The sequence below is a fragment of the Chelativorans sp. J32 genome, assembly GCF_000518985.1.
In the GTDB taxonomy this organism is placed as follows: domain Bacteria; phylum Pseudomonadota; class Alphaproteobacteria; order Rhizobiales; family Rhizobiaceae; genus Chelativorans.
This window is the reverse complement of sequence record NZ_JAEQ01000024.1, coordinates 1-19,824: the sequence shown is the minus strand read 5'-3', so window position 1 is coordinate 19,824 and position 19,824 is coordinate 1. Positions and strand designations below refer to the sequence as shown.

At 60.3% G+C, this 19,824-nt stretch carries 33 protein-coding genes; 1 reads left to right on the top strand and 32 read right to left on the bottom strand.

The features are described from left to right. Positions 1 to 7: 7 nt before the first annotated feature. From crcB to CHEJ32_RS0121750, 3 genes are all read right to left on the bottom strand, one after another. Positions 8 to 385 (bottom strand): fluoride efflux transporter CrcB, encoded by a 378-nt coding sequence (gene crcB / locus CHEJ32_RS0121760; RefSeq protein ID WP_028035667.1) that lies wholly within the window; start codon positions 383 to 385, stop codon positions 8 to 10. 62 nt (positions 386 to 447) lie between these two features. After that, on the bottom strand, positions 448 to 1,767 hold the full coding sequence (locus CHEJ32_RS0121755; protein ID WP_028035666.1) for a replication-associated recombination protein A: 1,320 nt from the start codon (positions 1,765 to 1,767) through the stop codon (positions 448 to 450). A gap of 7 nt (positions 1,768 to 1,774) precedes the next feature. Next, positions 1,775 to 3,199, bottom strand: coding sequence for a DegQ family serine endoprotease (locus CHEJ32_RS0121750; protein ID WP_051469839.1), 1,425 nt, complete (start codon positions 3,197 to 3,199; stop codon positions 1,775 to 1,777). Between the two features lie 238 nt (positions 3,200 to 3,437). Here CHEJ32_RS0121750 and CHEJ32_RS0121745 point away from each other — a divergent pair, with 238 nt between their 5' ends. Next, a complete protein-coding gene (locus tag CHEJ32_RS0121745) occupies positions 3,438 to 3,788 on the top strand; it encodes a DMT family protein (protein WP_028035664.1) in 351 nt (116 codons plus the stop codon). A gap of 127 nt (positions 3,789 to 3,915) precedes the next feature. Here CHEJ32_RS0121745 and CHEJ32_RS0121740 read toward each other — a convergent pair whose 3' ends face one another. The 29 genes from CHEJ32_RS0121740 to CHEJ32_RS0121595 all read right to left on the bottom strand — a co-directional run. Beyond that, complete coding sequence (locus CHEJ32_RS0121740) at positions 3,916 to 4,551, bottom strand: hypothetical protein (protein ID WP_051469837.1); 636 nt, start codon at positions 4,549 to 4,551, stop codon at positions 3,916 to 3,918. Between the two features lie 343 nt (positions 4,552 to 4,894). Further along, positions 4,895 to 5,326 (bottom strand): 50S ribosomal protein L17, encoded by a 432-nt coding sequence (rplQ, locus tag CHEJ32_RS0121730; RefSeq protein ID WP_028035661.1) that lies wholly within the window; start codon positions 5,324 to 5,326, stop codon positions 4,895 to 4,897. Positions 5,327 to 5,366: 40 nt separating this feature from the next. Next, positions 5,367 to 6,377, bottom strand: a complete 1,011-nt coding sequence (locus CHEJ32_RS0121725; protein ID WP_028035660.1) for a DNA-directed RNA polymerase subunit alpha — start codon at positions 6,375 to 6,377, stop codon at positions 5,367 to 5,369. Between the two features lie 94 nt (positions 6,378 to 6,471). Next, positions 6,472 to 6,861 (bottom strand): 30S ribosomal protein S11, encoded by a 390-nt coding sequence (gene rpsK / locus CHEJ32_RS0121720; protein WP_011580993.1) that lies wholly within the window; start codon positions 6,859 to 6,861, stop codon positions 6,472 to 6,474. A gap of 93 nt (positions 6,862 to 6,954) precedes the next feature. Then, positions 6,955 to 7,323, bottom strand: coding sequence for a 30S ribosomal protein S13 (gene rpsM / locus CHEJ32_RS0121715; protein ID WP_028035659.1), 369 nt, complete (start codon positions 7,321 to 7,323; stop codon positions 6,955 to 6,957). A 207-nt stretch (positions 7,324 to 7,530) separates the two neighbouring features. Continuing rightward, positions 7,531 to 8,115 carry an adenylate kinase gene (locus CHEJ32_RS0121710; protein WP_028035658.1) on the bottom strand — a complete coding sequence of 195 codons (585 nt, stop codon included), beginning with the start codon at positions 8,113 to 8,115 and terminating at the stop codon, positions 7,531 to 7,533. Next, the gene (secY, locus tag CHEJ32_RS0121705) at positions 8,112 to 9,452 is read right to left on the bottom strand and encodes a preprotein translocase subunit SecY (protein WP_028035657.1); all 1,341 of its coding nucleotides are present in this window, start codon (positions 9,450 to 9,452) and stop codon (positions 8,112 to 8,114) included. Before secY ends, CHEJ32_RS0121710 begins: the two co-directional genes overlap by 4 nt. Before the next feature lie 225 nt (positions 9,453 to 9,677). After that, a complete protein-coding gene (gene rplO, locus CHEJ32_RS0121700) occupies positions 9,678 to 10,145 on the bottom strand; it encodes a 50S ribosomal protein L15 (protein WP_028035656.1) in 468 nt (155 codons plus the stop codon). Positions 10,146 to 10,164: 19 nt separating this feature from the next. Further along, on the bottom strand, positions 10,165 to 10,365 hold the full coding sequence (rpmD, locus tag CHEJ32_RS0121695) for a 50S ribosomal protein L30 (protein ID WP_028035655.1): 201 nt from the start codon (positions 10,363 to 10,365) through the stop codon (positions 10,165 to 10,167). 64 nt (positions 10,366 to 10,429) lie between these two features. Beyond that, a complete protein-coding gene (gene rpsE, locus CHEJ32_RS0121690) occupies positions 10,430 to 10,987 on the bottom strand; it encodes a 30S ribosomal protein S5 (protein WP_028035654.1) in 558 nt (185 codons plus the stop codon). A gap of 70 nt (positions 10,988 to 11,057) precedes the next feature. After that, positions 11,058 to 11,417, bottom strand: coding sequence for a 50S ribosomal protein L18 (gene rplR / locus CHEJ32_RS0121685; RefSeq protein WP_028035653.1), 360 nt, complete (start codon positions 11,415 to 11,417; stop codon positions 11,058 to 11,060). Between the two features lie 11 nt (positions 11,418 to 11,428). Further along, positions 11,429 to 11,962 (bottom strand): 50S ribosomal protein L6, encoded by a 534-nt coding sequence (gene rplF, locus CHEJ32_RS0121680; RefSeq protein WP_028035652.1) that lies wholly within the window; start codon positions 11,960 to 11,962, stop codon positions 11,429 to 11,431. A 31-nt stretch (positions 11,963 to 11,993) separates the two neighbouring features. Beyond that, a complete protein-coding gene (rpsH, locus tag CHEJ32_RS0121675; RefSeq protein WP_028035651.1) occupies positions 11,994 to 12,392 on the bottom strand; it encodes a 30S ribosomal protein S8 in 399 nt (132 codons plus the stop codon). Between the two features lie 12 nt (positions 12,393 to 12,404). Further along, positions 12,405 to 12,710 carry a 30S ribosomal protein S14 gene (gene rpsN / locus CHEJ32_RS0121670; RefSeq protein WP_028035650.1) on the bottom strand — a complete coding sequence of 102 codons (306 nt, stop codon included), beginning with the start codon at positions 12,708 to 12,710 and terminating at the stop codon, positions 12,405 to 12,407. A gap of 27 nt (positions 12,711 to 12,737) precedes the next feature. Then, a complete protein-coding gene (gene rplE / locus CHEJ32_RS0121665; RefSeq protein WP_028035649.1) occupies positions 12,738 to 13,295 on the bottom strand; it encodes a 50S ribosomal protein L5 in 558 nt (185 codons plus the stop codon). Beyond that, a complete protein-coding gene (gene rplX / locus CHEJ32_RS0121660; RefSeq protein ID WP_028035648.1) occupies positions 13,288 to 13,602 on the bottom strand; it encodes a 50S ribosomal protein L24 in 315 nt (104 codons plus the stop codon). The genes rplE and rplX overlap by 8 nt, the downstream gene beginning before the upstream one ends. A gap of 13 nt (positions 13,603 to 13,615) precedes the next feature. Further along, the gene (rplN, locus tag CHEJ32_RS0121655; RefSeq protein WP_011581006.1) at positions 13,616 to 13,984 is read right to left on the bottom strand and encodes a 50S ribosomal protein L14; all 369 of its coding nucleotides are present in this window, start codon (positions 13,982 to 13,984) and stop codon (positions 13,616 to 13,618) included. A 66-nt stretch (positions 13,985 to 14,050) separates the two neighbouring features. After that, a complete protein-coding gene (gene rpsQ / locus CHEJ32_RS0121650; RefSeq protein WP_028035647.1) occupies positions 14,051 to 14,305 on the bottom strand; it encodes a 30S ribosomal protein S17 in 255 nt (84 codons plus the stop codon). 8 nt (positions 14,306 to 14,313) lie between these two features. Continuing rightward, on the bottom strand, positions 14,314 to 14,514 hold the full coding sequence (gene rpmC / locus CHEJ32_RS0121645) for a 50S ribosomal protein L29 (protein ID WP_028035646.1): 201 nt from the start codon (positions 14,512 to 14,514) through the stop codon (positions 14,314 to 14,316). Positions 14,515 to 14,527: 13 nt separating this feature from the next. Continuing rightward, entirely contained in the window at positions 14,528 to 14,941 is a 414-nt protein-coding gene (gene rplP, locus CHEJ32_RS0121640) for a 50S ribosomal protein L16 (RefSeq protein ID WP_028035645.1), read from the bottom strand. Positions 14,942 to 14,965: 24 nt separating this feature from the next. Beyond that, positions 14,966 to 15,670 (bottom strand): 30S ribosomal protein S3, encoded by a 705-nt coding sequence (gene rpsC / locus CHEJ32_RS0121635; RefSeq protein WP_028035644.1) that lies wholly within the window; start codon positions 15,668 to 15,670, stop codon positions 14,966 to 14,968. Next, complete coding sequence (rplV, locus tag CHEJ32_RS0121630) at positions 15,670 to 16,059, bottom strand: 50S ribosomal protein L22 (protein WP_034658935.1); 390 nt, start codon at positions 16,057 to 16,059, stop codon at positions 15,670 to 15,672. Before rplV ends, rpsC begins: the two co-directional genes overlap by 1 nt. 2 nt (positions 16,060 to 16,061) lie before the next feature. Beyond that, entirely contained in the window at positions 16,062 to 16,340 is a 279-nt protein-coding gene (gene rpsS, locus CHEJ32_RS0121625; protein ID WP_028035642.1) for a 30S ribosomal protein S19, read from the bottom strand. A gap of 16 nt (positions 16,341 to 16,356) precedes the next feature. Then, positions 16,357 to 17,193, bottom strand: coding sequence for a 50S ribosomal protein L2 (gene rplB, locus CHEJ32_RS0121620; protein WP_028035641.1), 837 nt, complete (start codon positions 17,191 to 17,193; stop codon positions 16,357 to 16,359). Between the two features lie 19 nt (positions 17,194 to 17,212). Continuing rightward, positions 17,213 to 17,506, bottom strand: coding sequence for a 50S ribosomal protein L23 (locus CHEJ32_RS0121615; protein ID WP_028035640.1), 294 nt, complete (start codon positions 17,504 to 17,506; stop codon positions 17,213 to 17,215). Beyond that, a complete protein-coding gene (rplD, locus tag CHEJ32_RS0121610; protein ID WP_028035639.1) occupies positions 17,503 to 18,123 on the bottom strand; it encodes a 50S ribosomal protein L4 in 621 nt (206 codons plus the stop codon). Before rplD ends, CHEJ32_RS0121615 begins: the two co-directional genes overlap by 4 nt. Continuing rightward, positions 18,123 to 18,851: a 50S ribosomal protein L3 gene (rplC, locus tag CHEJ32_RS25690; protein ID WP_051469836.1), complete on the bottom strand. Its 729-nt coding sequence runs from the start codon at positions 18,849 to 18,851 to the stop codon at positions 18,123 to 18,125. The genes rplD and rplC overlap by 1 nt, the downstream gene beginning before the upstream one ends. A gap of 75 nt (positions 18,852 to 18,926) precedes the next feature. Then, positions 18,927 to 19,235: a 30S ribosomal protein S10 gene (rpsJ, locus tag CHEJ32_RS0121600; RefSeq protein ID WP_007066362.1), complete on the bottom strand. Its 309-nt coding sequence runs from the start codon at positions 19,233 to 19,235 to the stop codon at positions 18,927 to 18,929. A 62-nt stretch (positions 19,236 to 19,297) separates the two neighbouring features. Then, on the bottom strand, positions 19,298 to 19,824 hold a 527-nt coding region (locus tag CHEJ32_RS0121595; RefSeq protein ID WP_028035216.1), incomplete at its 5' end, for an EF-Tu/IF-2/RF-3 family GTPase.

Genomic DNA, 19,824 nt, shown 5'->3' with positions numbered 1-19,824 from the left:
AATAGCATCACAGCATGCTTCTTGCGAGCCACAATCCACCGAAGAGTGCCAGGATCGAACCAGCGACGCTCGCCAACACATAGCTCAGCGCCGCTATTTGTGCGCCTCGCTCCCAGAGGACCGCGACATCAAGAGAGAAGGCGGAAAAAGTGGTGAAACCGCCCAGCACGCCGGTGGCGAGAAAGAGCCGGATTTCGTGGGGAACGCCTAATTTCCGGGCGAGGATACCGACAAGCAGACCCATAGCGAGACAGCCCACCAAATTGACCGCCAGCGTACCCCATGGGAACGCAATGCCCACGAAGCGAGCCACCGCCGACGTGCTCAGATGGCGCATACCTGCACCCAACGCACCGCCAACACAAACGAGCAGCAGGTGGTACAAGCCCTTTTTTTCCTTTGCCTTCAAACGATCAGGAGCGAATCGTCAAAAAAATGCATACCCGGTCAGTTGCCGTCCTGCCGCTCCCGCCGAAGTTTCGCCCAATAATCAAGCCTCTTGCGGATTTCCCTTTCGAACCCGCGGTCGGGCGGGTCGTAAAAGGTCTTCCGCCCCATGGCCTCGGGAAAGTAATCCTGCCCGGAGAAGGCATCCGGCATGTCATGATCGTATTGATAGCCGGAGCCGTAGCCCGTCTCCTTCATGAGCTTCGTTGGCGCGTTCAGGATATGTCTGGGTGGAAGCAGCGAACCGTGCTCCTTCGCCGAGCCCATCGCTGCCTTGAACGCAGTGTAGACGGCGTTCGATTTCGGCGCAGTAGCGAGATAGACGCAGGCCTGGGCTAGGGCGAGCTCACCTTCGGGAGAACCCAGATAATCATAGGCGTCCTTGGCGGCGTTCGCGATCACCAGTGCCTGCGGATCCGCAAGGCCAATGTCCTCGACAGCCATGCGCACGAGCCTTCGCCCAAGATAGAGTGGATCCTCACCCGCATCGAGCATGCGGGCAAGATAGTAAAGCGCAGCATCCGGGTCAGAACCGCGAACCGATTTGTGCAAAGCGGATATCAGGTTGTAATGGCCGTCCTGGCTTTTGTCGTAGATCGGTGCCCGCCGCTGGACGATGCGCTGCAGGGTTTCTGCGTCGAAGACCTCTCCTTCCTGCACGGCACGCCAGACTTCCTCCGCCAGCGTGAGCACCGCCCTTCCATCTCCGTCGGCCATGCGCAGCAAAACCGCCCACGCCTCGCTATCCAAGGGCAAAGGCCGCCCTTCGACCGTTTCGGCGCGCTGAAGGAGACGCTCCAGGCTATCAGCCTCAAGAGAGTGGAAGACAAGGACGCGGGCTCGCGAAAGAAGCGCGGCATTCAGCTCGAAAGAAGGGTTTTCGGTCGTCGCGCCCACAAGCACCACCGTTCCATCTTCCATCACTGGCAGAAAGGAATCCTGCTGGGCGCGGTTGAAACGGTGGATCTCGTCCACAAACAACAGGGTTTGACGCCCCTGGCTGCGGCGCAAACGGGCCGCCTCGAAAACCTTCTTCAGATCCGCGACACCGGAAAAGATCGCGGAGATCTGTTCGAACGCCATCGAAGTCGCGCCCGCAAGCAGGCGCGCAACGGTCGTCTTCCCCGTGCCCGGCGGCCCCCAGAAAATCAGCGAACCAAGGGAGCCCGAGCGGATCATGCGCGTGAGCGCTCCTTCTGGTCCCGTCAGATGCTCCTGACCCACCACCTCATCCAGTCGTTTCGGCCGCAACCTGTCGGCGAGCGGCTTACCAACGTCAGGGACCGGTCCGGATTCGCTCCTGTTGAAGAGATCACCCATAATTCGATCAGAACCGCATTGTCTGCCGGATGATGCGTCCGCCCCGGTCAATCGTGAACTGCCACCACCGAGCATCAGCTTCGGCCAGCGCCTTCATTTGCTCGGCGCTCGTGACGTCCTCCCCATTGAGCTGACGCACGATATCCCCCGGCAAAAGCCCAATGCTCGCAGCGGGAGAGTTGCGCGCCAAACTGGTGATGACGACGCCCTTCCCCGTGACGGGAAGACGAAGGCGCTGAGCAAGTGCCGGCGAAAGCTCTGCTACCGTGGCTCCTGCAAAAGGACCATTGCCGCCGAGTTCCAGTTCCTGCCCCGTGCCCTCGGGAGCCCGCTCCACTGGCATGGAAAGTTGCAATTCTTCGCCGTTGCGCAGCACCTTGATTTCTGCCGTTTCGCCGATCGGCACCGTCGTGAGGCGATAATCCAATGCCTCGGGAGTATCGATCGACTTTCCGTCGATCGATACAATCACATCCCCGCTTTCGAGCCCCGCTTGTGCGGCGGGCGTATCCGGGGCGACATTCGTCACGAGAGCGCCCGCCGGCCTTGTCATACCCAGCGCCTCCGCAATGTTGGGCGTCACCCGGTCAAAGCTTGCCCCGATATAGGGCCGCTCGAAAAATTCCTTGCCGCTCTTGGCGGAATCCACTACCGCGCGCACGATATTCGCCGGAATGGCAAATCCAATGCCGATGGACCCGCCGGAGCGACTATAGATAGCCGTGTTGATCCCCACGACCTCGCCCGCCATATTAATGAGAGCTCCGCCGGAATTTCCGGGATTGATAGCGGCATCCGTCTGGATGAAATAGCCGAAATCGGAAATGCCGCCCAGCGTGCGCGCCACGGCGGAAACGATGCCGCTCGTCGTCGTCTGACCGACACCGAAAGGATTTCCGATCGCCAGGACAAGGTCACCCACCTGCAACGCTTCAGAATCGCCGAGCTTTGCCGCCGGGAACGCCTCCGAGGCTTCGATCTTGAGGACGGCCAGGTCCAATCCTTCATCCTTAAGAAGAATATCGCTCGCGAACTCCCGGCCGTCAGCAAGCGCAACCTTTACCTCATCAGCCTCACGGATCACATGGTAGTTCGTCACCACGATGCCGGAAGGGTCTACGAGCACGCCGGATCCCAAAGCGGACTGCACACGCGGCGGCATCTGCGGAAAATTGAAGAAGCGTTCGAAAAAGGGATCTCCCATAAAGGGCGAACGCGCCTGGACCCTCGTGGAAGCGTAGACGTTCACGACAGCCGGCGCCACCTGACTCACCAAAGGCGCGAAGGAAAGCTGGATCTGCTGCTGGCTAAAGGGAATGCGCCGCTGCTCTCCATTGGATTCGGAGGTAGTTTGCTGCTGGCCGCCGCGAAGCAGCTGCTTCAGCGGATCCATTATCGATTCGGCTGGCCTGTCCTGCGCATGAGCAGGCATGGCAAGCACACCGAGAACCAAAAGCAGGCGGACGACAGAAACACGCACTTCATCAAACTCCTGGGCTTGTCAGCCGGCATCATCGGACAGGATTGTGCACAAGAAAAGGCTCAAGCCGTCACCAGCTGCGTATAGAATCCAGATGATCAAACTACGTTAATGATCTAGATTGTTATCTGGCCCCATCCGCACGCATCACCAACTTTTTACTCTGACCGTCTCCTTACCGAGGAAGCTCATGGCCCTTCCCTATCTGGCGCCAATCCTGCTGCTCGCCATCTCCAACATATTCATGACCTTCGCCTGGTACGGACATCTGAAATATACAGGCAAACCGCTCACTCTCGTGATTCTCGCGAGCTGGAGCATAGCTTTTGTCGAATATTGTTTCGCGGTGCCCGCCAACCGCTACGGGCATACCGTCTACAGCGCCGCTGAATTGAAAACGATACAGGAAGTCATCACGCTATCAGTGTTCGCCGTGTTCTCGGTCTATTACCTTGGCGAACAGCTCACGATCAACCACGCCATCGGCTTTGCGCTGATCTGCCTCGGCGCCTTCTTCATCTTCAAAGGACCGATCGGCTAACTCGTAAGCTCCCATCCCCGGTTTTGGCGTGCGAAAGAACGGCCTAAAGGCTGTTTCTCATGATTTAACAACTTCGATCTAGATAACACCGCTCCCAGCGCACTGCGGGTCGCAAGGAGGCGCGCTATTACTGTGGGCAGGAGTCGCTCAGTCCGGTGATTCCTTCTTTTTGCTTCCGGAAGGAAGCGTCGCCCATCGAATCGATCTCGACCACGAAGACAGTATCGTAGTCGTCTTCTGGCCAGGAGGGCACCACGACAGGGTCACCTCCGCCGTCCTTGATGATGTTACGCACCAACTGGTCGAGCTTCTTGTGCTCCCAGGCGACAAACAGCAGTGAATTTTTGTACTTAGGATCCAATAATGCGGTCTTGAGCTTGTCTATTTCGGTGAAACCGTAGGTGATGTCGACCGTTTGGCCCAGTTGAATCGCCAGAGGGAGCACGGTCGCCAGAGGGCGAAAATAGTAATAATGGCCGCCCTGCCGATCTGAGATTTTCACGCTCGGGTTGGGGGCAAAGATCGCATCAGGCGTACCGAAGTGTGCCAGCGCCTTGCTCAATGCCAGAGCTCGATTCAGGCCTTTGCAGTCGATCTGCCCAATTTCCCGGGCCGGCTTCTCGGCATGGCGGAAAAAAACCAGCGTCTCCTTACCCTGCGCGGCGGAGCCAGCGAAAGCAAGAAGAAGGCATGAACAGGAATACGGGGCCAGAAATTTCAGAAGCGCCCTCATATTCAGTGAATTTAGATTGCGCAAAAACATGTGAGGCTCTCACCAATAGCGACGTGATCATGCCCTGTTCCCCGCTACAACTGAAACTCACGTCCGGGTGAGAAGATTCGCGATTGGCTTGTCGCAAGATCACCCGGGAACAACCAATGTTGAGATCAGAAGAGCAGCGGGCCGCATGTCTTCGGCTACCTTAGGAGCACTATCCTTACGCTCCGAACTTTGATGCGCGCCCGTCGTGATGGCGAAGGCGGCGTTTCCAAGCTGATCAGGCCTGAGCTTCCGCAGCCGGCCCATGGCGCGGAATCCCGCTCCATTCACACCGCAAAAAAAGGGGCCGAACGGCCCCTTTTTTATCTGGAACAGCGGTCCGAGATTATGCCGCCTCAGCTTCCTCATTGGCTGCCTCAGCCTCGACGCGGGCACGATCGGCCGCACCCTTGGCAGAGGTATCGCGATCGACGAACTCGATCACGGCCATAGGGGCATTGTCGCCGTGGCGGAAACCCGCCTTCATGATCCGCGTGTAGCCGCCGTTGCGGGAAGCGTAGCGCGGAGCAACCGTGTCGAATAGGCGCCGCACGAGATTCTCGTCACGAATGGCCGAGATCGCCTGACGCCGGGCGTGCAAATCCCCACGCTTGCCGAGCGTGATCAGCTTCTCGACGATCGGCCGAAGTTCCTTGGCCTTGGGCAAGGTGGTGACGATCTGCTCATGCTCGATGAGCGAGGCCGCCATATTTGCGAACATGGCCTTACGATGGCTAGAGGTCCGGTTGAGCTTGCGGCCGGCTTTCCCGTGACGCATGGCTTATCTCCTTCAATTCCTTCGGGCGCGCCCGGAGGGGTCAATACTGGTCTTCGTAGCGCTTGGCGAGCTCTTCGATGTTGTCCGGCGGCCAATCCGGCACTTCCATGCCGAGGTGAAGCCCCATCGACGCCAGCACTTCCTTGATCTCGTTGAGCGACTTGCGGCCGAAATTCGGCGTACGCAGCATCTCGGCTTCCGTCTTCTGGATCAGATCGCCGATATAAACGATGTTGTCGTTCTTGAGGCAGTTGGCGGAACGAACGGAAAGCTCCAGCTCGTCCACTTTCTTGAGGAGAGCCGGGTTGAAGGCGAGTTCCGTGACCTGCTCGGCCGGCGCTTCCTTCTGCGGCTCCTCGAAATTCACGAAGAGGCCCAGCTGGTCCTGGAGAATGCGCGCGGCGAAAGCCACTGCGTCCTCGCCCGTGACGGAACCATCCGTCTCGATGGTCATGGTCAGCTTGTCATAGTCGAGAACCTGACCCTCACGGGTGTTCTCAACCTTGTAGGAGACCTTCTTGACCGGCGAGTAGAGGCTGTCGACCGGGATCAGGCCGATCGGCGCATCCTCGGCGCGATTGCGGTCGGCCGGCACGTAGCCCTTGCCGGTGTTGACCGTGAACTCCATGCGGATCTCGGCGCCCTGGTCGAGCGTGCAGATCACGTGGTCAGGGTTCAAAATCTCGACATCGCCGACCGTCTGGATGTCACCGGCGGTGACCACGCCCGGACCCTGCTTGCGCACAACCATGCGCTTGGGGCCATCGCCTTCCATCTTGATGGCGATTTCCTTGATGTTGAGCACGATGTCGGTAACATCTTCGCGCACACCGGCGATCGAGGAGAACTCGTGCAGCACGCCATCGATCTGCACGGCGGTAACAGCCGCGCCGCGAAGCGATGAGAGCAGAACGCGGCGCAGCGCGTTTCCGAGAGTAAGACCGAAGCCACGCTCAAGCGGTTCGGCCACGAGGGTCGTCTGAGTACGACCCTTCGACGTGAACTCGATCTTGTTAGGCTTGATGAGTTCCTGCCAGTTTTTCTGGATCATGGATTTTTCCTTCCGTTACCCCGCCACCATCCAATCGTGGCGGGCGTTCTGGAAACCGCAGAGGAGCGTCGAAGCGCTCGTACGGCAAATAGTTTTAGACCCGGCGCTTCTTGCGCGGGCGGCATCCGTTATGCGGGATGGGGGTCACATCACGGATGGAGGTAATGGTGAAGCCCGCCGCCTGCAAGGCGCGAAGGGCGGATTCACGACCCGAACCCGGACCGGAAACTTCGACCTCAAGCGTCCGCATGCCATGCTCCTGCGCCTTGCGAGCGCAATCCTCAGCAGCAACCTGGGCCGCGAAGGGCGTCGACTTGCGCGACCCCTTGAAGCCCTGAGCACCGGCCGAAGACCAGGCAATCGCATTGCCCTGGGCGTCCGTGATGGTGATCATGGTGTTGTTGAAGGTCGAGTTGACGTGCGCGACACCCGACGAAATGTTCTTGCGCTCACGACGACGAACGCGTGCGGCTTCCTTGGCCATATTCTTCCTTTCAGTCGATCTCTACACCGCCGTAATTCCAGCGGCTCCACCTGGTCCGCAAGGCAGGAGAACCTGCCTTGCTTTCCGCGAATCTTACTTCTTCTTGCCGGCAATCGGCTTGGCCGGTCCCTTGCGGGTACGGGCATTCGTATGCGTACGCTGCCCGCGAACGGGGAGCGAACGACGGTGGCGCAGGCCACGATAGCTGCCGAGATCCATCAACCGCTTGATGTTCATCGAAACTTCGCGACGCAGGTCACCTTCCACCTGATAATCCCGGTCGATCGTCTCGCGGATCGCCAGCACCTCAGCATCGGTCAGCTGGTGCACACGACGATCCTCGGGGATGCCCACCTTCGTCACGATCTCGCGGGCGAGCTTCGGCCCGATGCCATGAATATACTGCAGCGCAATGATCACGCGCTTGTTGGTCGGTATGTTGACGCCTGCAATACGGGCCATCATCTTCTCCATGTGGGCCGACCATGGTCGGCGCTTGGTTATCGCCCGCGTCCGGTGGAGGCCGGCCCTTGCGAGCATTTCATCTCAACAATGAAGCCGAGCCCAAAAGGCCCGGCTAGCAACGTCTCTCCAGGAGATGCGCCGCTATAGTCGATAACGGGCCCAGCGTCAACCGCCGGGATCGTCCGATAAGGCGCCTGCCACAGCTCAGCGCTTGTCCAATATGTTTTCGATCTGCCGGGTGACCTCATCAATGGAGGCCATCCCGTCGACATATTGCAACAGACCCTTGGCATAGTAATAGCCGGTCAGCGGGGCTGTCTTCTTGTAGTATTCGCGCAGACGCTCCTCGAAAACTTCGGGATTATCGTCCTTGCGCACCGGCTGTCCGGAAGCCCTCGCCTCGTCCGCACGCTTCGCGATCCGGCCGACCAGCGCCCTGTCGTCAACCACCAGTTCGATCACCGCATCGAGAGCCAGTCCCCGCTCGGCGAGCATGGCTTCAACCGCGTCTGCTTGAACCAGCGTGCGGGGATAACCATCCAGGATGAAACCGGCCGCACAATCAGGCTGGTCGATCCGCTCCGCAACGATCGCATTTACGATCGCGTCTGAAACCAGTTCGCCGGCATCCATGACGGCCTTCGCCTTCTTGCCGATCTCCGTCTCCGCCTTCACTGCGGCACGCAGCATATCGCCTGTCGATAGTTGCGGGATGTTCAGCTTCTTGACCAGGATCTGTGCCTGCGTTCCCTTGCCCGCCCCCGGCGGGCCAAGAAGTATGAGCCTCATCGTCCTCTCTTGCCCCCCCGGAGCTTCGACTTCTTGATCAAACCTTCATATTGGTGCGCGATCAGGTGACCCTGTATCTGCGCGACGGTATCAAGCGTCACACTCACGACGATAAGCAGAGACGTGCCGCCAAGATAGAAGGGCACACCAGTAGCCGAAATCAGGAACTCCGGAAGCAGGCACACCAGAACGAGATAGATGGCGCCAACCACGGTGATGCGGGTCAGCACATAATCGATATACTCCGCCGTACGTTCACCGGGACGATAGCCGGGAATGAACCCCGAATGCTTCTTAAGCTGGTCGGCAGTGTCCTTCGGATTGAACACGATTGCGGTGTAGAAGAAGGCAAAGAACACGATCAGCCCAGCATAGAGGATCATGTAGAGCGGCTGCCCATGGCCAAGCGTCGCGAGCATGGTGTTGGCCCAACCGGGAAGCTGCGTCGCGTCCGTAAAACCCGCCACGGTAGCGGGCAGCAAAAGCAGCGACGAGGCAAAGATCGGCGGGATCACGCCAGCCGTGTTGAGCTTCAGTGGCAGATGGGACGTATCACCCTGAAACATGCGATTGCCGACCTGGCGCTTCGGATACTGGATCAGAAGCCGGCGCTGCGCGCGCTCAAAGAACACGATCACCGCGATCACCACGATTGCCAGAATGATTATGGCGAGGATCAGCCCGGTAGACATGGCACCGGTACGCCCAAGCTCAAGCGTGCCGCCAATGGCTGACGGGAGTCCGGCAACGATACCTGAGAAAATAATAAGCGAAATGCCGTTGCCGATGCCCCGGGCTGTAATCTGCTCGCCCAGCCACATGAGGAACATGGTTCCGCCGAGAAGCGTGATAACGGCAGATATGCGGAAGAACCAACCGGGATCAGCCACTATGTTCTGACCGCCTTCGAGGCCAACCGCAATGCCGTAAGCCTGAACCGTGGCAAGCAATACGGTGCCGTAGCGCGTGTACTGATTGATCACCTTGCGGCCCTGCTCGCCCTCTTTCTTCAGCTGCTCCAACGAGGGAACAACCGAGGTCAGGAGCTGCATGATGATCGAAGCGGAGATGTAGGGCATGATGCCCAATGCGAAGATCGCCATCCGCTCAACGGCACCACCGGCGAACATGTTGAACATGCCGAGCACGCCGCCGGACTGCTGCTGGAAAGCCTGCGCGAAGGCATCCGGATTGATCCCCGGCATGGGGATATAGGTGCCGAGGCGATAAACGAGCAATGCGCCAAGCGTGAACCAGATGCGCTTCTTCAGGTCCTCCGCTTTCGCGAAGGCCGCAAAATTCAAATTCGAGGCGAGTTGCTCGGCTGCCGATGCCATGAAGTATTCTCCGCTTCGTCACGCCTTGCGTGACCAGGAAAGTGAACGCCCTTACTCGATAGCGCAGACAGACAATGCGCTGGGAGCACCGAGCCGCTCACTCTGGGGCGGATCACGCGGCGAACCGGCCTGAGCCTGTCCGCGCATGGTGCCGAAACCCGAGATAGGCCCGGGACGGCCAGGATGCAAGCGGCGGATTGTCTCTCCGCCGCTCGCCTATGGCCCTCAGGCTGACTTTTCAGGCAGCTTTACGGAACCGCCTGCTTTTTCGATCTTTTCCACAGCCGACCTGGAAGCGCCGGCCACGTCTAGCGTGACCTTGGCCTTGATCTCGCCGCCACCCAAAACGCGCACGCCGTCCTTGAGGCGCCGAATCACACCGGCCTTGATCAGGGCCTGTCCGTCGATCGTCTCCGCAGCATTGAGCTTATCGGCATCGATGGCCGCCTGAATGCGTCCAAGCGAGACTTCATTGAAGTCCTTGCCAAAGATATTGGTGAAACCGCGCTTCGGCAGTCGCCGGTAAAGCGGCATCTGGCCGCCTTCAAAGCCCTTGATCGCCACGCCCGAGCGCGACTTTTGACCTTTGACGCCACGGCCGCCGGTCTTGCCGGAGCCCGAACCGATACCGCGCCCGACACGCTTGCGCGCCTTGGTTGCGCCGTCGGCATCCCTGAGTTCATTGAGTTTCATAATAGCTGGTCCTCGTCTCTCAGGCCTCGTCGACCACGCGAACGAGGTGGTCCACCTTGGCGATCATGCCGCGTACCGCAGGCGTGTCCTCCAGCGTCGAACGGCGATGCAATTTGTTGAGCCCCAGGCCGACCAGCGTCGCGCGCTGATCCTTGGGGCGGCGAATGGGGCTGCCGATCTGCTCGACCGTGATCGTCTTGCCCTTCTTCTTTTCAGCCATCTTCGTCAATCCTTTAAGCCCAGAACCTTCTGTCTTCCAGCAGTCGGGCTGTGTCGCTCAACCGTTACTCTTCCCCTCCGACGGCCGTGCCCCGGCGCGCCTGCAAGGTCGAGTACTTGATACCGCGTTGGGCGGCGATGTCCTTCGGGTGCTTCTGATGCTTCAGCGCGTCGAATGTGGCCCGAACCATGTTGTAAGGGTTGGACGATCCGAGCGACTTGGCCACCACGTCCTGCACCCCAAGCGTCTCGAAGATCGCGCGCATCGGACCGCCTGCGATGATTCCGGTACCCGGCTTGGCGGCACGCATCAGCACGCGGCCCGCTCCATGGTGGCCCTGCACGTCGTGGTGAAGGGTCCGGCCCTCGCGGAGCGGCACGAACATCATGTCGCGCTTGGCATTCTCGGTGGCTTTGCGGATCGCTTCCGGCACCTCACGGGCCTTGCCGTGACCGAAGCCTACACGGCCCTTCTGGTCGCCAACGACCACGAGCGCTGCGAAACCGAAGCGGCGGCCACCCTTGACCACCTTGGCCACGCGATTAATGTGAACGAGCTTGTCGACGAACTCGCTATCGCGCTCTTCGCGCTCTCTGCGATCGTCTCGGCGGGGTTGTGCCATTGTCCTTGTCCTTGTTCTTTTCCGGAAGCACGGGTTGACGAAAACTTCGGGTCCTTAGACCCGAAGTGGTTTAAAAGTCCAGGCCGCCCTCGCGAGCAGCATCTGCGAGCGCCTTCACGCGACCGTGATAGATGTAAGCGCCGCGGTCGAACACGACCTTCTCGACGCCTGCCTTCTTGGCACGCTCGGCAACAAGCTTGCCGACCAGACTTGCCGCATCGACATCGGCCCCGGTCTTGAGCTTTTCCCTCAGATCCTTGTCGAGTGTGGAGGCCGCCGCAAGCGTGTGACCTTTCACGTCGTCAATGACCTGGGCATAGATATGCTTGGATGAGCGATAAACCGAAAGCCTCGGTCTGTCGCCGGCAACCGCTTTCAATTTCCGGCGGACGCGCCCCGCGCGTCGCGTAACGGATACTTTCGACACCATGGCTCGCGTCCTTACTTCTTCTTGCCTTCCTTACGGACGATCGTCTCGTCCGCATACTTCACGCCCTTACCCTTGTAAGGCTCGGGACCACGATACTTGCGGATCTCGGCGGCGACCTGCCCCACGACCTGCTTATCGATACCGCTAACGACGATCTCCGTCGGCTTCGGCACCGTGATCGTGATTCCTGCGGGCGGCTCATAGCTCACTTCGTGGCTGAAGCCCAGCGAAAGCTGCAGGTTCTTTCCTTGCATCGCTGCGCGATAGCCGACGCCGTTGATCTCCAGACGCCGTTCGAACCCATCCTTCACGCCATTGAGAATATTGGCGATCTGGGTGCGCGACATGCCCCACTTGGAGCGCGCAAGCTTCGACTGGTCGCGTGGATCCACGGAGATCGCACCGTCTTCCAGCTTTACCAGGACGTCGTCATTCACGACGAACTGCAGTTCGCCCTTGGGGCCCTTGGCCGTCACCACCTGGCCTTCGACATTCGCCGTCACGCCCTGTGGTACCGGAACCGGTTTCTTGCCAATACGAGACATGTCCTCGTTCCTTGTCTTTTATCCAGCCGGATCAGAAGATCTGGCAGAGAATTTCTCCGCCGACATTCTTCTCGCGAGCCTCATGATCGGCCATCACACCCTTGGGGGTTGAAAGGATGGCGATGCCGAGGCCGTTGGCGACATGCGGAATCGATTTTACCGACACATAGACACGCCGGCCCGGCTTCGAAACGCGGGCGATCTCGCGGATCACCGGCGCGCCCTCGTAGTATTTCAGCTGGATTTCCAGCTCCGACTTGCCGTTCCCGTAATCGACCTGGGTGTAGTCGCGGATATAGCCTTCCGCCTTCATCACGTCGAGCACACGGGCGCGCAGCCGCGATGCAGGCGTGGAGACCGTATTCTTCCTGCGCCCGATTGCGTTGCGGATGCGTGTCAGCATATCGCCGAGAGGATCATTCATGGACATGCGTCGCCTCCCTTACCAGCTCGACTTGACGAGGCCGGGGATAAGTCCCTGGCTGCCCAACTCGCGAAGCGCGATACGCGACATCTTGAGCTTGCGATAATAAGCGCGCGGGCGGCCGGTCACCTCGCAACGGTTGCGGATGCGCGTCTTCGACGAGTTGCGTGGAAGCGCGGCAAGCTGAAGCTGCGCCCTGAAGCGCTCTTCAATCGGCTTGCTCTGGTCCATGATGATGGCCTTGAGCTCCGCACGCTTATTGGCGTAGCGGGCCGTCATCTTCCGGCGCCTCTTGTTCTTCTCGACTGCGCTAGTCTTTGCCATTTGAAAATTCCTTGTTCTCGCCCGCCGTTACTGCCGGAACGGGAAGTTGAAGGCCTTCAACAAGGCGCGAGCCTCGTCGTCGGTCTTGGCAGTCGTACAGACGATGATGTCCATCCCCCAGATCTGATCGACCTTGTCGTAGTTGATCTCAGGGAAAACGATGTGCTCCTTTATGCCGAGCGCATAATTGCCGCGGCCATCGAAGCTCTTCGGGTTCAGGCCACGGAAGTCACGCACGCGGGGGAGAGCGACGGTGACGAGCCTGTCCAGGAATTCGTACATACGGTCCTGGCGCAGCGTCACCTTCGCGCCGAGCGGCATTCCCTCGCGCACCTTGAAGCCCGCGATCGATTTACGAGCCCGCGTGATCACCGGCTTCTGTCCGGCGATCAGCGCCAGATCCTCGGCGGCCACGGTCGGCTTCTTGGAATCGCCGGTCGCTTCGCCGACGCCCATATTGATGACGACCTTGTCGATGCGCGGAACCTGCATCTCGTTCTCATACTTGAAGGCCTCGAGGAGCTGTTTGCGAACAGCTTCCTGATAGTGCTTCTTCAAGCGCGGCTGGTATCCTGCCTTAGCCATCGATCAATTCTCCCGAGCGCTTCGCCACGCGCACTTTCTTGCCGTCTTCCTGGACCTTGAAGCCAACGCGGGTCGGCTTGCCATCCTTCGGGTCGGCCAGCGCCAGGTTCGACACATGGATCGGCGCTTCCTTGGTGATGATGCCGCCTTCCTGCTGCGGCGTCTGCTTCTGGTGCCTGCGCACCAGATTAACACCGCGCACCACGGCCTTCTCATCCTTCGGCATCATCTTCAAAACTTCGCCCGTGCGGCCCTTGTCACGGCCGGAGAGCACGACAACCTTGTCGCCTTTTCTGATCTTCTGCATTTCTCCGGCTCCTTTAGAGAACTTCCGGCGCCAGCGAAATGATCTTCATATGGTTCTTGGCGCGAAGTTCGCGCGGAACCGGTCCGAAGATACGGGTGCCGATCGGCTCTCTCTTGTTGTCCACCAGAACGGCGGCGTTGCTGTCAAAGCGGATAACGCTTCCGTCGGGACGGCGAATATCCTTAGCGGTGCGTACCACCACCGCCTTCATCACGTCGCCCTTCTTCACGCGGCCGCGCGGAATAGCTTCCTTCACCGAGACGACGATGATGTCGCCAACGGAAGCATATTTCCGCTTCGAGCCGCCGAGCACTTTGATGCACATGACACGACGGGCGCCGGAATTGTCCGCCACGTCGAGGTTTGTTTGCATCTGAATCATGACTGGCCGCCTTCTAAACTATCCACTGGAACGCGGGACAAACCCGGTTCCTCTGTTCCAATCTTCTCAAGCCTGCTGGGCTCGTGACGCCTGGTTCTCAATGACAATCCAGGTCTTGTCCTTAGAGATCGGGCGTGTTTCTTCGATCAACACGATGTCACCGACCTTGCACGCATTGGCCTCGTCATGGGCCTTGTACCGCTTGGTGCGGCGCACGGTCTTCTTGAGCATCGGGTGCGCAAACCGCCGCTCGACGAGAACAACAACCGTCTTGTCATTCTTGTCGCTCACCACGGTGCCCTGCAAAACGCGCTTTGGCATCTTCGTCCTCAGGCTTTCTTGCCGGCCGCCTTTTCAGCGGCGATTGTCTTGATACGCGCGATGTCGCGGCGAACCTGCCTGACACGTGCGGTTTTCTCGAGCTGCCCCGTCGCCTTCTGGAACCGGAGGTTGAACTGCTCTTTCTTCAGCTTCGACAGCTCGTCCTCGAGCTGGTCGGGCGTCATCGTCCTGGCGTCTACGGCCTTCATGGCGTGCCCTCTCCTACTCTGCGATGCGCTGTACGAAGCGCGTCTTGATCGGGAGCTTGGCTGCCCCGAGCCGCAGCGCCTCGCGCGCAACATCCTCGGCGACACCGTCGATCTCGAACATGATGCGGCCGGGCTTCACGCGGCAGGCCCAGAACTCGACCGAGCCCTTGCCCTTACCCATACGAACTTCGGTGGGCTTTGCGGTGACCGGAACGTCCGGAAACACCCTGATCCACACGCGACCCTGACGCTTCATCTGGCGCGTGATGGCGCGGCGGGCAGCCTCGATCTGCCGAGCGGTGACCCGCTCGGGTTCCAAGGCCTTGAGGCCGAAAGCTCCAAAGTTCAAGTCGGTCCCGCCCTTGGCGGCGCCGTGGATGCGGCCCTTGAACTGCTTGCGGAATTTCGTGCGCTTTGGTTGCAGCATCTTTATCTACTCCAAAATTCCGGCTCAGGCGTTCTCGCGACGACGCTGGCCGCCACTGTCGCCACCCTCAACCGCCCGGCGCTCAGAAGCCATCGGGTCGTGTTCCAGGATCTCGCCCTTAAACACCCAGACCTTCACGCCGCACACGCCATAAGCGGTCTTTGCTTCGGCTGTACCGTAGTCGATATCGGCGCGCAGCGTGTGCAGCGGCACCCGGCCTTCGCGGTACCATTCGATACGCGCAATCTCTGCGCCGCCGAGACGGCCCGTGCAGTTGATGCGGATGCCCTCGGCGCCAAGACGCATGGCCGACTGCACAGCCCGCTTCATGGCACGGCGGAAAGCCACGCGGCGCTCAAGCTGCTGGGCGATCGACTGGGCGATAAGCCGCGCATCGATCTCCGGCTTGCGGACCTCGACGATGTTGAGATGCGTTTCCGCATTCGTCATCTGCGAGATCTTGCGACGCAGCTTCTCGATATCCGCGCCCTTCTTGCCGATGATGAGGCCCGGACGCGCCGAGTGGATCGTCACGCGGCACTTCTTGTGAGGACGCTCGATCACCACCTTCGAGATCGCAGCCTGCTTGAGCTCGTTCTCGATATAGCGGCGGATCTGGATATCCTCGTGCAGAAGCTGGCCATACTCATTGGTGTTCGCGAACCAGCGCGAGTCCCAGGTACGGTTGATGCCCAGACGGAGACCGATCGGATTGACTTTCTGGCCCATCAGGCGGCCTCCACTTGCTCTTCGACTTCGCGAACGACGATCGTCAGATGCGAAAAGGGTTTCTCGATGCGGTTTGCGCGGCCACGGCCGCGGGCATGGAAGCGCTTCATGACGATCGACTTGCCGACATAGGCCTCCGCCACCACGAGCGCATCCACATCCAGATTGTGGTTGTTCTCAGCATTAGCGATCGCGGACTCGAGCGTCTTCTTCACCGTGCCTGCAATTCGCTTGCGCGAGAACTCGAGGTCGGCGAGCGCGGTCGCCACCTTCTTGCCGCGGATAAGCGCGGCAACGAGGTTCAGCTTCTGCGGGCTGACACGGATCGTGCGCAGAACCGCGCGCGCCTCGTTGTCTGCAAGCTTGCGCGGCGCTTTGGCCTTGCCCATGGTTACTTCCTCTTTGCCTTCTTGTCCGCGCCGTGGCCGTAATAGGTGCGGGTCGGAGCGAACTCACCGAATTTGTGGCCCACCATCTCTTCGCTGACGAGCACCGGAATGTGCTTCTGGCCGTTGTAGACCCCGAAGGTCAAGCCAACGAACTGAGGCAGGATCGTGGAGCGACGGCTCCACATCTTGATCACCTCTTTGCGGCCGCTCTCGCGAGCCTTGTCAGCCTTCTTCAACAGGTAACCGTCGACGAAAGGGCCTTTCCAAACTGAACGGGACACGTTCCCTTACCTTTCCTTAGCTCTTGCGCTGATGCCGCGAGCGCATGATGAACTTGTCGGTCGCCTTGTTGGACCGCGTCTTGCGGCCCTTCGTGGGCTTGCCCCACGGGGTGACCGGATGACGGCCACCGGAGGTGCGGCCCTCGCCACCACCATGCGGGTGATCGACCGGGTTCATGGTCACGCCACGGTTATGCGGGCGCTTGCCCAGCCACCGCTTGCGGCCAGCCTTGCCAAGGCTGACATTCGCGTGATCCGGGTTTGAGACTGCGCCGACCGTCGCCAGGCAGGCGCCGGCCACAAGGCGCTGCTCGCCGGAGTTGAGCCTGAGGATCGCCATGCCCTGGTCACGACCGACCAGCTGGGCATACGAACCTGCCGAACGGGCAAGCTGCCCACCCTTCCCCGGCTTGAGCTCCACATTGTGAACGATCGTGCCGACCGGCATATTGGCCAGCGGCATCGCGTTCCCCGGCTTTACGTCCACGGCGGACGCCGAAGACACAACCCGGTCGCCCGCTGCAAGACGCTGGGGAGCCAGGATATAGGACAGCTCGCCGTCGTCATAGCGAACCAAAGCGATAAAGCCCGTCCGGTTCGGATCATACTCCAAACGCTCAATCACGCCCGAAACATCGAACTTGCGGCGCTTGAAATCGATCAGACGATAGGTGCGCTTATGGCCGCCACCCTGGAAGCGAGCGGTGATGCGACCATAGTTGTTACGCCCACCCTTAGACGTCAAACCGACGGTCAAGCCCTTTACGGGCTTCCCCTTATGAAGGCCCGAGCGGTCGACGATCACCAGCTGGCGCTGGCCCGGTGTACCCGGTTTATAATGCTTGAGTGCCATGTTCTACCCTCGCGGCCTCTCAAAGACCTGTCGCGACGTCGATGGATTGACCTTCGGCCAACGTCACGATCGCCTTCTTCACGTCGCTTTGCCGCCCGATCGTGCCGCGAAAGCGCTTCACTTTGCCCTTGCGGACGAGTGTGTTCACACCCTTGACCTTGACGTTGAAGAGTGCCTCTACCGCCGCCTTGATCTCGGGCTTCGTCGCCTTGCGGGCCACATTGAAGACGACCTGGTTGTTCTCCGAGGCCATCGTCGATTTCTCGGTGATCGCGGGGCTCACGATCACGTCATAATGGCGAAGATCCGTCATTTGAACCGCTCCTCGAGGGCCTCTACCGCAGACTTGGACAGAACCAGCGTTCCGCGGCGAAGAATGTCGTAAACGTTGATGCCCTGGACCGGCAGAACGTCGATGTTCGGGATATTTGCCGCCGCGCGCTTGAAGCCCGCGTCGATCTCCGTCCCGCCGATCAGCAGTGCGTTTGCAAGGCCGAGCTTGGCGAAGCTCTCGACAAGCGCCTTCGTCTTGGCCTCGCCGATCGCCAGATCATCAACGACGATGAGATTCGCGGACTTGGCCTTGGCGGAAAGAGCATGCTTGAGTCCGAGAGCCCGCACCTTCTTCGGCAGCTCATGCTCATGGCTGTGGGGCACAGGACCATGGGCCTTGCCGCCACCACGGAACTGCGGCGCACGTGCCGAGGAGTGACGGGCGCGGCCCGTACCCTTCTGGCGGTACATCTTGGCGCCGGTACGCGCGATCTCCGCGCGGCCCTTCGCCTTGTGCGTCCCCTGCTGGCGCTTGGCGAGCTGCCAGCGCACCACGCGGTGCAGGATGTCCTCGCGCGGGTCCAGCCCGAAAATCTCATCGGAGACCTCAAGCTTGCCGGCATCCGCGCCCGCGAGGGTGGTTACCTTCAGATCCATTATTCTGCCCCCTCGCTGGCGGCGGCTTGCTCAGCCTTCGCGGCATTGTTGTTGCTGGCACGGACAGCGGCTGGAAGCGGCGCTTCCTTCGGCAAAGGTGCCTTAACGGCATCCCGCACCATGATCCAGGAACCCTTGGAGCCCGGGACCGCACCGCGGACCATAATCAGGCCGCGCTCGATATCGGTGGACACCACTTCGAGGTTCTGAGTGGTCACGCGACGGTCGCCCATATGGCCGGCCATCTTCTTGCCCTTGAACACCTTGCCGGGGTCCTGACGCTGACCGGTAGAACCGTGCGTACGATGCGATATGGAGTTACCATGAGTCGCGCGGCCGCCGCCAAAATTATGGCGCTTCATGACGCCCTGGAAGCCCTTGCCAATAGAGGTTCCCGTCACGTCGACCTTCTGACCCGGCACGAAATGGTCGGCTGTGATCTCCGCGCCCACATCGAGCAGGTTCTCCGGCGAAACGCGGAACTCCGCGAGCTTTGCCTTGGGCTCCACGCTGGCCGCCGCAAAATGGCCACGCAGCGCTTTCGACGTGTTCTTAACCTTGGCCAGCCCAACGCCGAGCTGAACAGCCGTGTAGCCGTTCTTCTCCTCGGTCCTCTGAGCGACGACCTGGCAATTCTCCATGCGCAGAACCGTGACAGGGATATGCTCGCCCGCCTCGTTATAGACGCGCGTCATCCCGATCTTCTGTGCGATAACACCTGAACGCATCGGTTCGATTTCCTTTCAGGCTTCCCGGCTCGGCACGCGCCTCGCGCGGGGTCCTATCCTCTTGTCTTCCGCCTCTTAGAGCTTGATCTCGACGTCTACGCCGGCGGCAAGATCGAGCTTCATAAGCGCGTCCACCGTCTGCGGAGTCGGATCCACGATATCGAGAAGGCGCTTATGAGTGCGCATCTCGAACTGTTCGCGGCTCTTCTTGTCGATATGCGGCGAGCGGTTCACCGTGAACTTCTCGATCCGCGTCGGCAGCGGGATGGGTCCGCGGACATTCGCGCCGGTGCGCTTTGCCGTGGACACGATCTCACGCGTGGAGGCGTCGAGCACCCGGTGGTCGAACGCTTTGAGGCGGATACGGATATTCTGTCCGTTCATCTGTCGTTTCCTCGTTCGGATCGCGGCGCGGCCTAGCCGCGCCGCGCCGGATGCTTGCCTCTTTACTCGGTAATGCTTGCGACGATGCCGGCGCCGACGGTACGGCCGCCCTCGCGGATGGCGAAGCGCAGGCGCTCCTCCATGGCGATCGGCACGATCAGCTCGACATCAACCGTCACATTGTCGCCCGGCATCACCATCTCGGTGCCCTCGGGCAGCTTCACGATGCCCGTCACGTCCGTCGTGCGGAAGTAGAATTGCGGGCGGTAGTTGGTGAAGAACGGCGTGTGGCGACCGCCCTCCTCCTTCGTCAGGATATAGGCTTCCGCCTTGAACTTCGTGTGCGGCGTCACCGAGCCGGGCTTGGCCAGAACCTGGCCGCGCTCCACGCCCTCGCGGTCGATGCCGCGCAGAAGCGCACCGATATTGTCGCCCGCCTGGCCCTGGTCGAGCAGCTTGCGGAACATCTCGACGCCCGTCACCGTCGTCTTCGAGGTCGGACGGATGCCGACGATCTCGACTTCCTCACCGACCTTGACAACACCGCGCTCAACGCGACCCGTCACCACCGTGCCGCGGCCGGAGATCG

Excerpts from the sequence above, each read along its gene's own strand:
- rplF (WP_028035652.1), bottom strand. The coding sequence starts at position 11,962 with ATGTCTCGTATTGGCAAGAAACCGGTTCCGGTACCACAGGGCGTGACG.
- rplC (WP_051469836.1), bottom strand. The coding sequence starts at position 18,851 with ATGCGTTCAGGTGTTATCGCACAGAAGATCGGGATGACGCGCGTCTAT.
- rpsK (WP_011580993.1), bottom strand. The coding sequence starts at position 6,861 with ATGGCCAAGGAAGCCGCACGCGTTCGTCGTCGTGAGCGCAAGAACATT.
- CHEJ32_RS0121755 (WP_028035666.1), bottom strand. The coding sequence starts at position 1,767 with ATGGGTGATCTCTTCAACAGGAGCGAATCCGGACCGGTCCCTGACGTT.
- rpsN (WP_028035650.1), bottom strand. The coding sequence starts at position 12,710 with ATGGCAAAGACTAGCGCAGTCGAGAAGAACAAGAGGCGCCGGAAGATG.
- rpsE (WP_028035654.1), bottom strand. The coding sequence starts at position 10,987 with ATGGCACAACCCCGCCGAGACGATCGCAGAGAGCGCGAAGAGCGCGAT.
- rpmD (WP_028035655.1), bottom strand. The coding sequence starts at position 10,365 with ATGGCTGAAAAGAAGAAGGGCAAGACGATCACGGTCGAGCAGATCGGC.
- CHEJ32_RS0121725 (WP_028035660.1), bottom strand. The coding sequence starts at position 6,377 with ATGATCCAGAAAAACTGGCAGGAACTCATCAAGCCTAACAAGATCGAG.
- rpsC (WP_028035644.1), bottom strand. The coding sequence starts at position 15,670 with ATGGGCCAGAAAGTCAATCCGATCGGTCTCCGTCTGGGCATCAACCGT.
- rpsQ (WP_028035647.1), bottom strand. The coding sequence starts at position 14,305 with ATGCCAAAGCGCGTTTTGCAGGGCACCGTGGTGAGCGACAAGAATGAC.
- rplD (WP_028035639.1), bottom strand. The coding sequence starts at position 18,123 with ATGGATCTGAAGGTAACCACCCTCGCGGGCGCGGATGCCGGCAAGCTT.
- rplB (WP_028035641.1), bottom strand. The coding sequence starts at position 17,193 with ATGGCACTCAAGCATTATAAACCGGGTACACCGGGCCAGCGCCAGCTG.
- rpmC (WP_028035646.1), bottom strand. The coding sequence starts at position 14,514 with ATGAAGGCCGTAGACGCCAGGACGATGACGCCCGACCAGCTCGAGGAC.
- rplV (WP_034658935.1), bottom strand. The coding sequence starts at position 16,059 with ATGGGCAAGGCCAAAGCGCCGCGCAAGCTTGCAGACAACGAGGCGCGC.
- CHEJ32_RS0121710 (WP_028035658.1), bottom strand. The coding sequence starts at position 8,115 with ATGAGGCTCATACTTCTTGGCCCGCCGGGGGCGGGCAAGGGAACGCAG.
- rplN (WP_011581006.1), bottom strand. The coding sequence starts at position 13,984 with ATGATTCAGATGCAAACAAACCTCGACGTGGCGGACAATTCCGGCGCC.
- rpsH (WP_028035651.1), bottom strand. The coding sequence starts at position 12,392 with ATGTCCATGAATGATCCTCTCGGCGATATGCTGACACGCATCCGCAAC.
- rplE (WP_028035649.1), bottom strand. The coding sequence starts at position 13,295 with ATGGCTAAGGCAGGATACCAGCCGCGCTTGAAGAAGCACTATCAGGAA.
- CHEJ32_RS0121615 (WP_028035640.1), bottom strand. The coding sequence starts at position 17,506 with ATGACGGATCTTCGCCATTATGACGTGATCGTGAGCCCCGCGATCACC.
- rplX (WP_028035648.1), bottom strand. The coding sequence starts at position 13,602 with ATGCAGAAGATCAGAAAAGGCGACAAGGTTGTCGTGCTCTCCGGCCGT.
- CHEJ32_RS0121740 (WP_051469837.1), bottom strand. The coding sequence starts at position 4,551 with ATGTTTTTGCGCAATCTAAATTCACTGAATATGAGGGCGCTTCTGAAA.
- rplP (WP_028035645.1), bottom strand. The coding sequence starts at position 14,941 with ATGCTGCAACCAAAGCGCACGAAATTCCGCAAGCAGTTCAAGGGCCGC.
- rpsJ (WP_007066362.1), bottom strand. The coding sequence starts at position 19,235 with ATGAACGGACAGAATATCCGTATCCGCCTCAAAGCGTTCGACCACCGG.
- CHEJ32_RS0121745 (WP_028035664.1), top strand. The coding sequence starts at position 3,438 with ATGGCCCTTCCCTATCTGGCGCCAATCCTGCTGCTCGCCATCTCCAAC.
- rplR (WP_028035653.1), bottom strand. The coding sequence starts at position 11,417 with ATGGTGTCGAAAGTATCCGTTACGCGACGCGCGGGGCGCGTCCGCCGG.
- secY (WP_028035657.1), bottom strand. The coding sequence starts at position 9,452 with ATGGCATCGGCAGCCGAGCAACTCGCCTCGAATTTGAATTTTGCGGCC.
- rpsM (WP_028035659.1), bottom strand. The coding sequence starts at position 7,323 with ATGGCCCGTATTGCAGGCGTCAACATACCGACCAACAAGCGCGTGATC.
- CHEJ32_RS0121750 (WP_051469839.1), bottom strand. The coding sequence starts at position 3,199 with ATGCCTGCTCATGCGCAGGACAGGCCAGCCGAATCGATAATGGATCCG.
- rplQ (WP_028035661.1), bottom strand. The coding sequence starts at position 5,326 with ATGCGTCACGGGAAAGCCGGCCGCAAGCTCAACCGGACCTCTAGCCAT.
- rplO (WP_028035656.1), bottom strand. The coding sequence starts at position 10,145 with ATGAAACTCAATGAACTCAGGGATGCCGACGGCGCAACCAAGGCGCGC.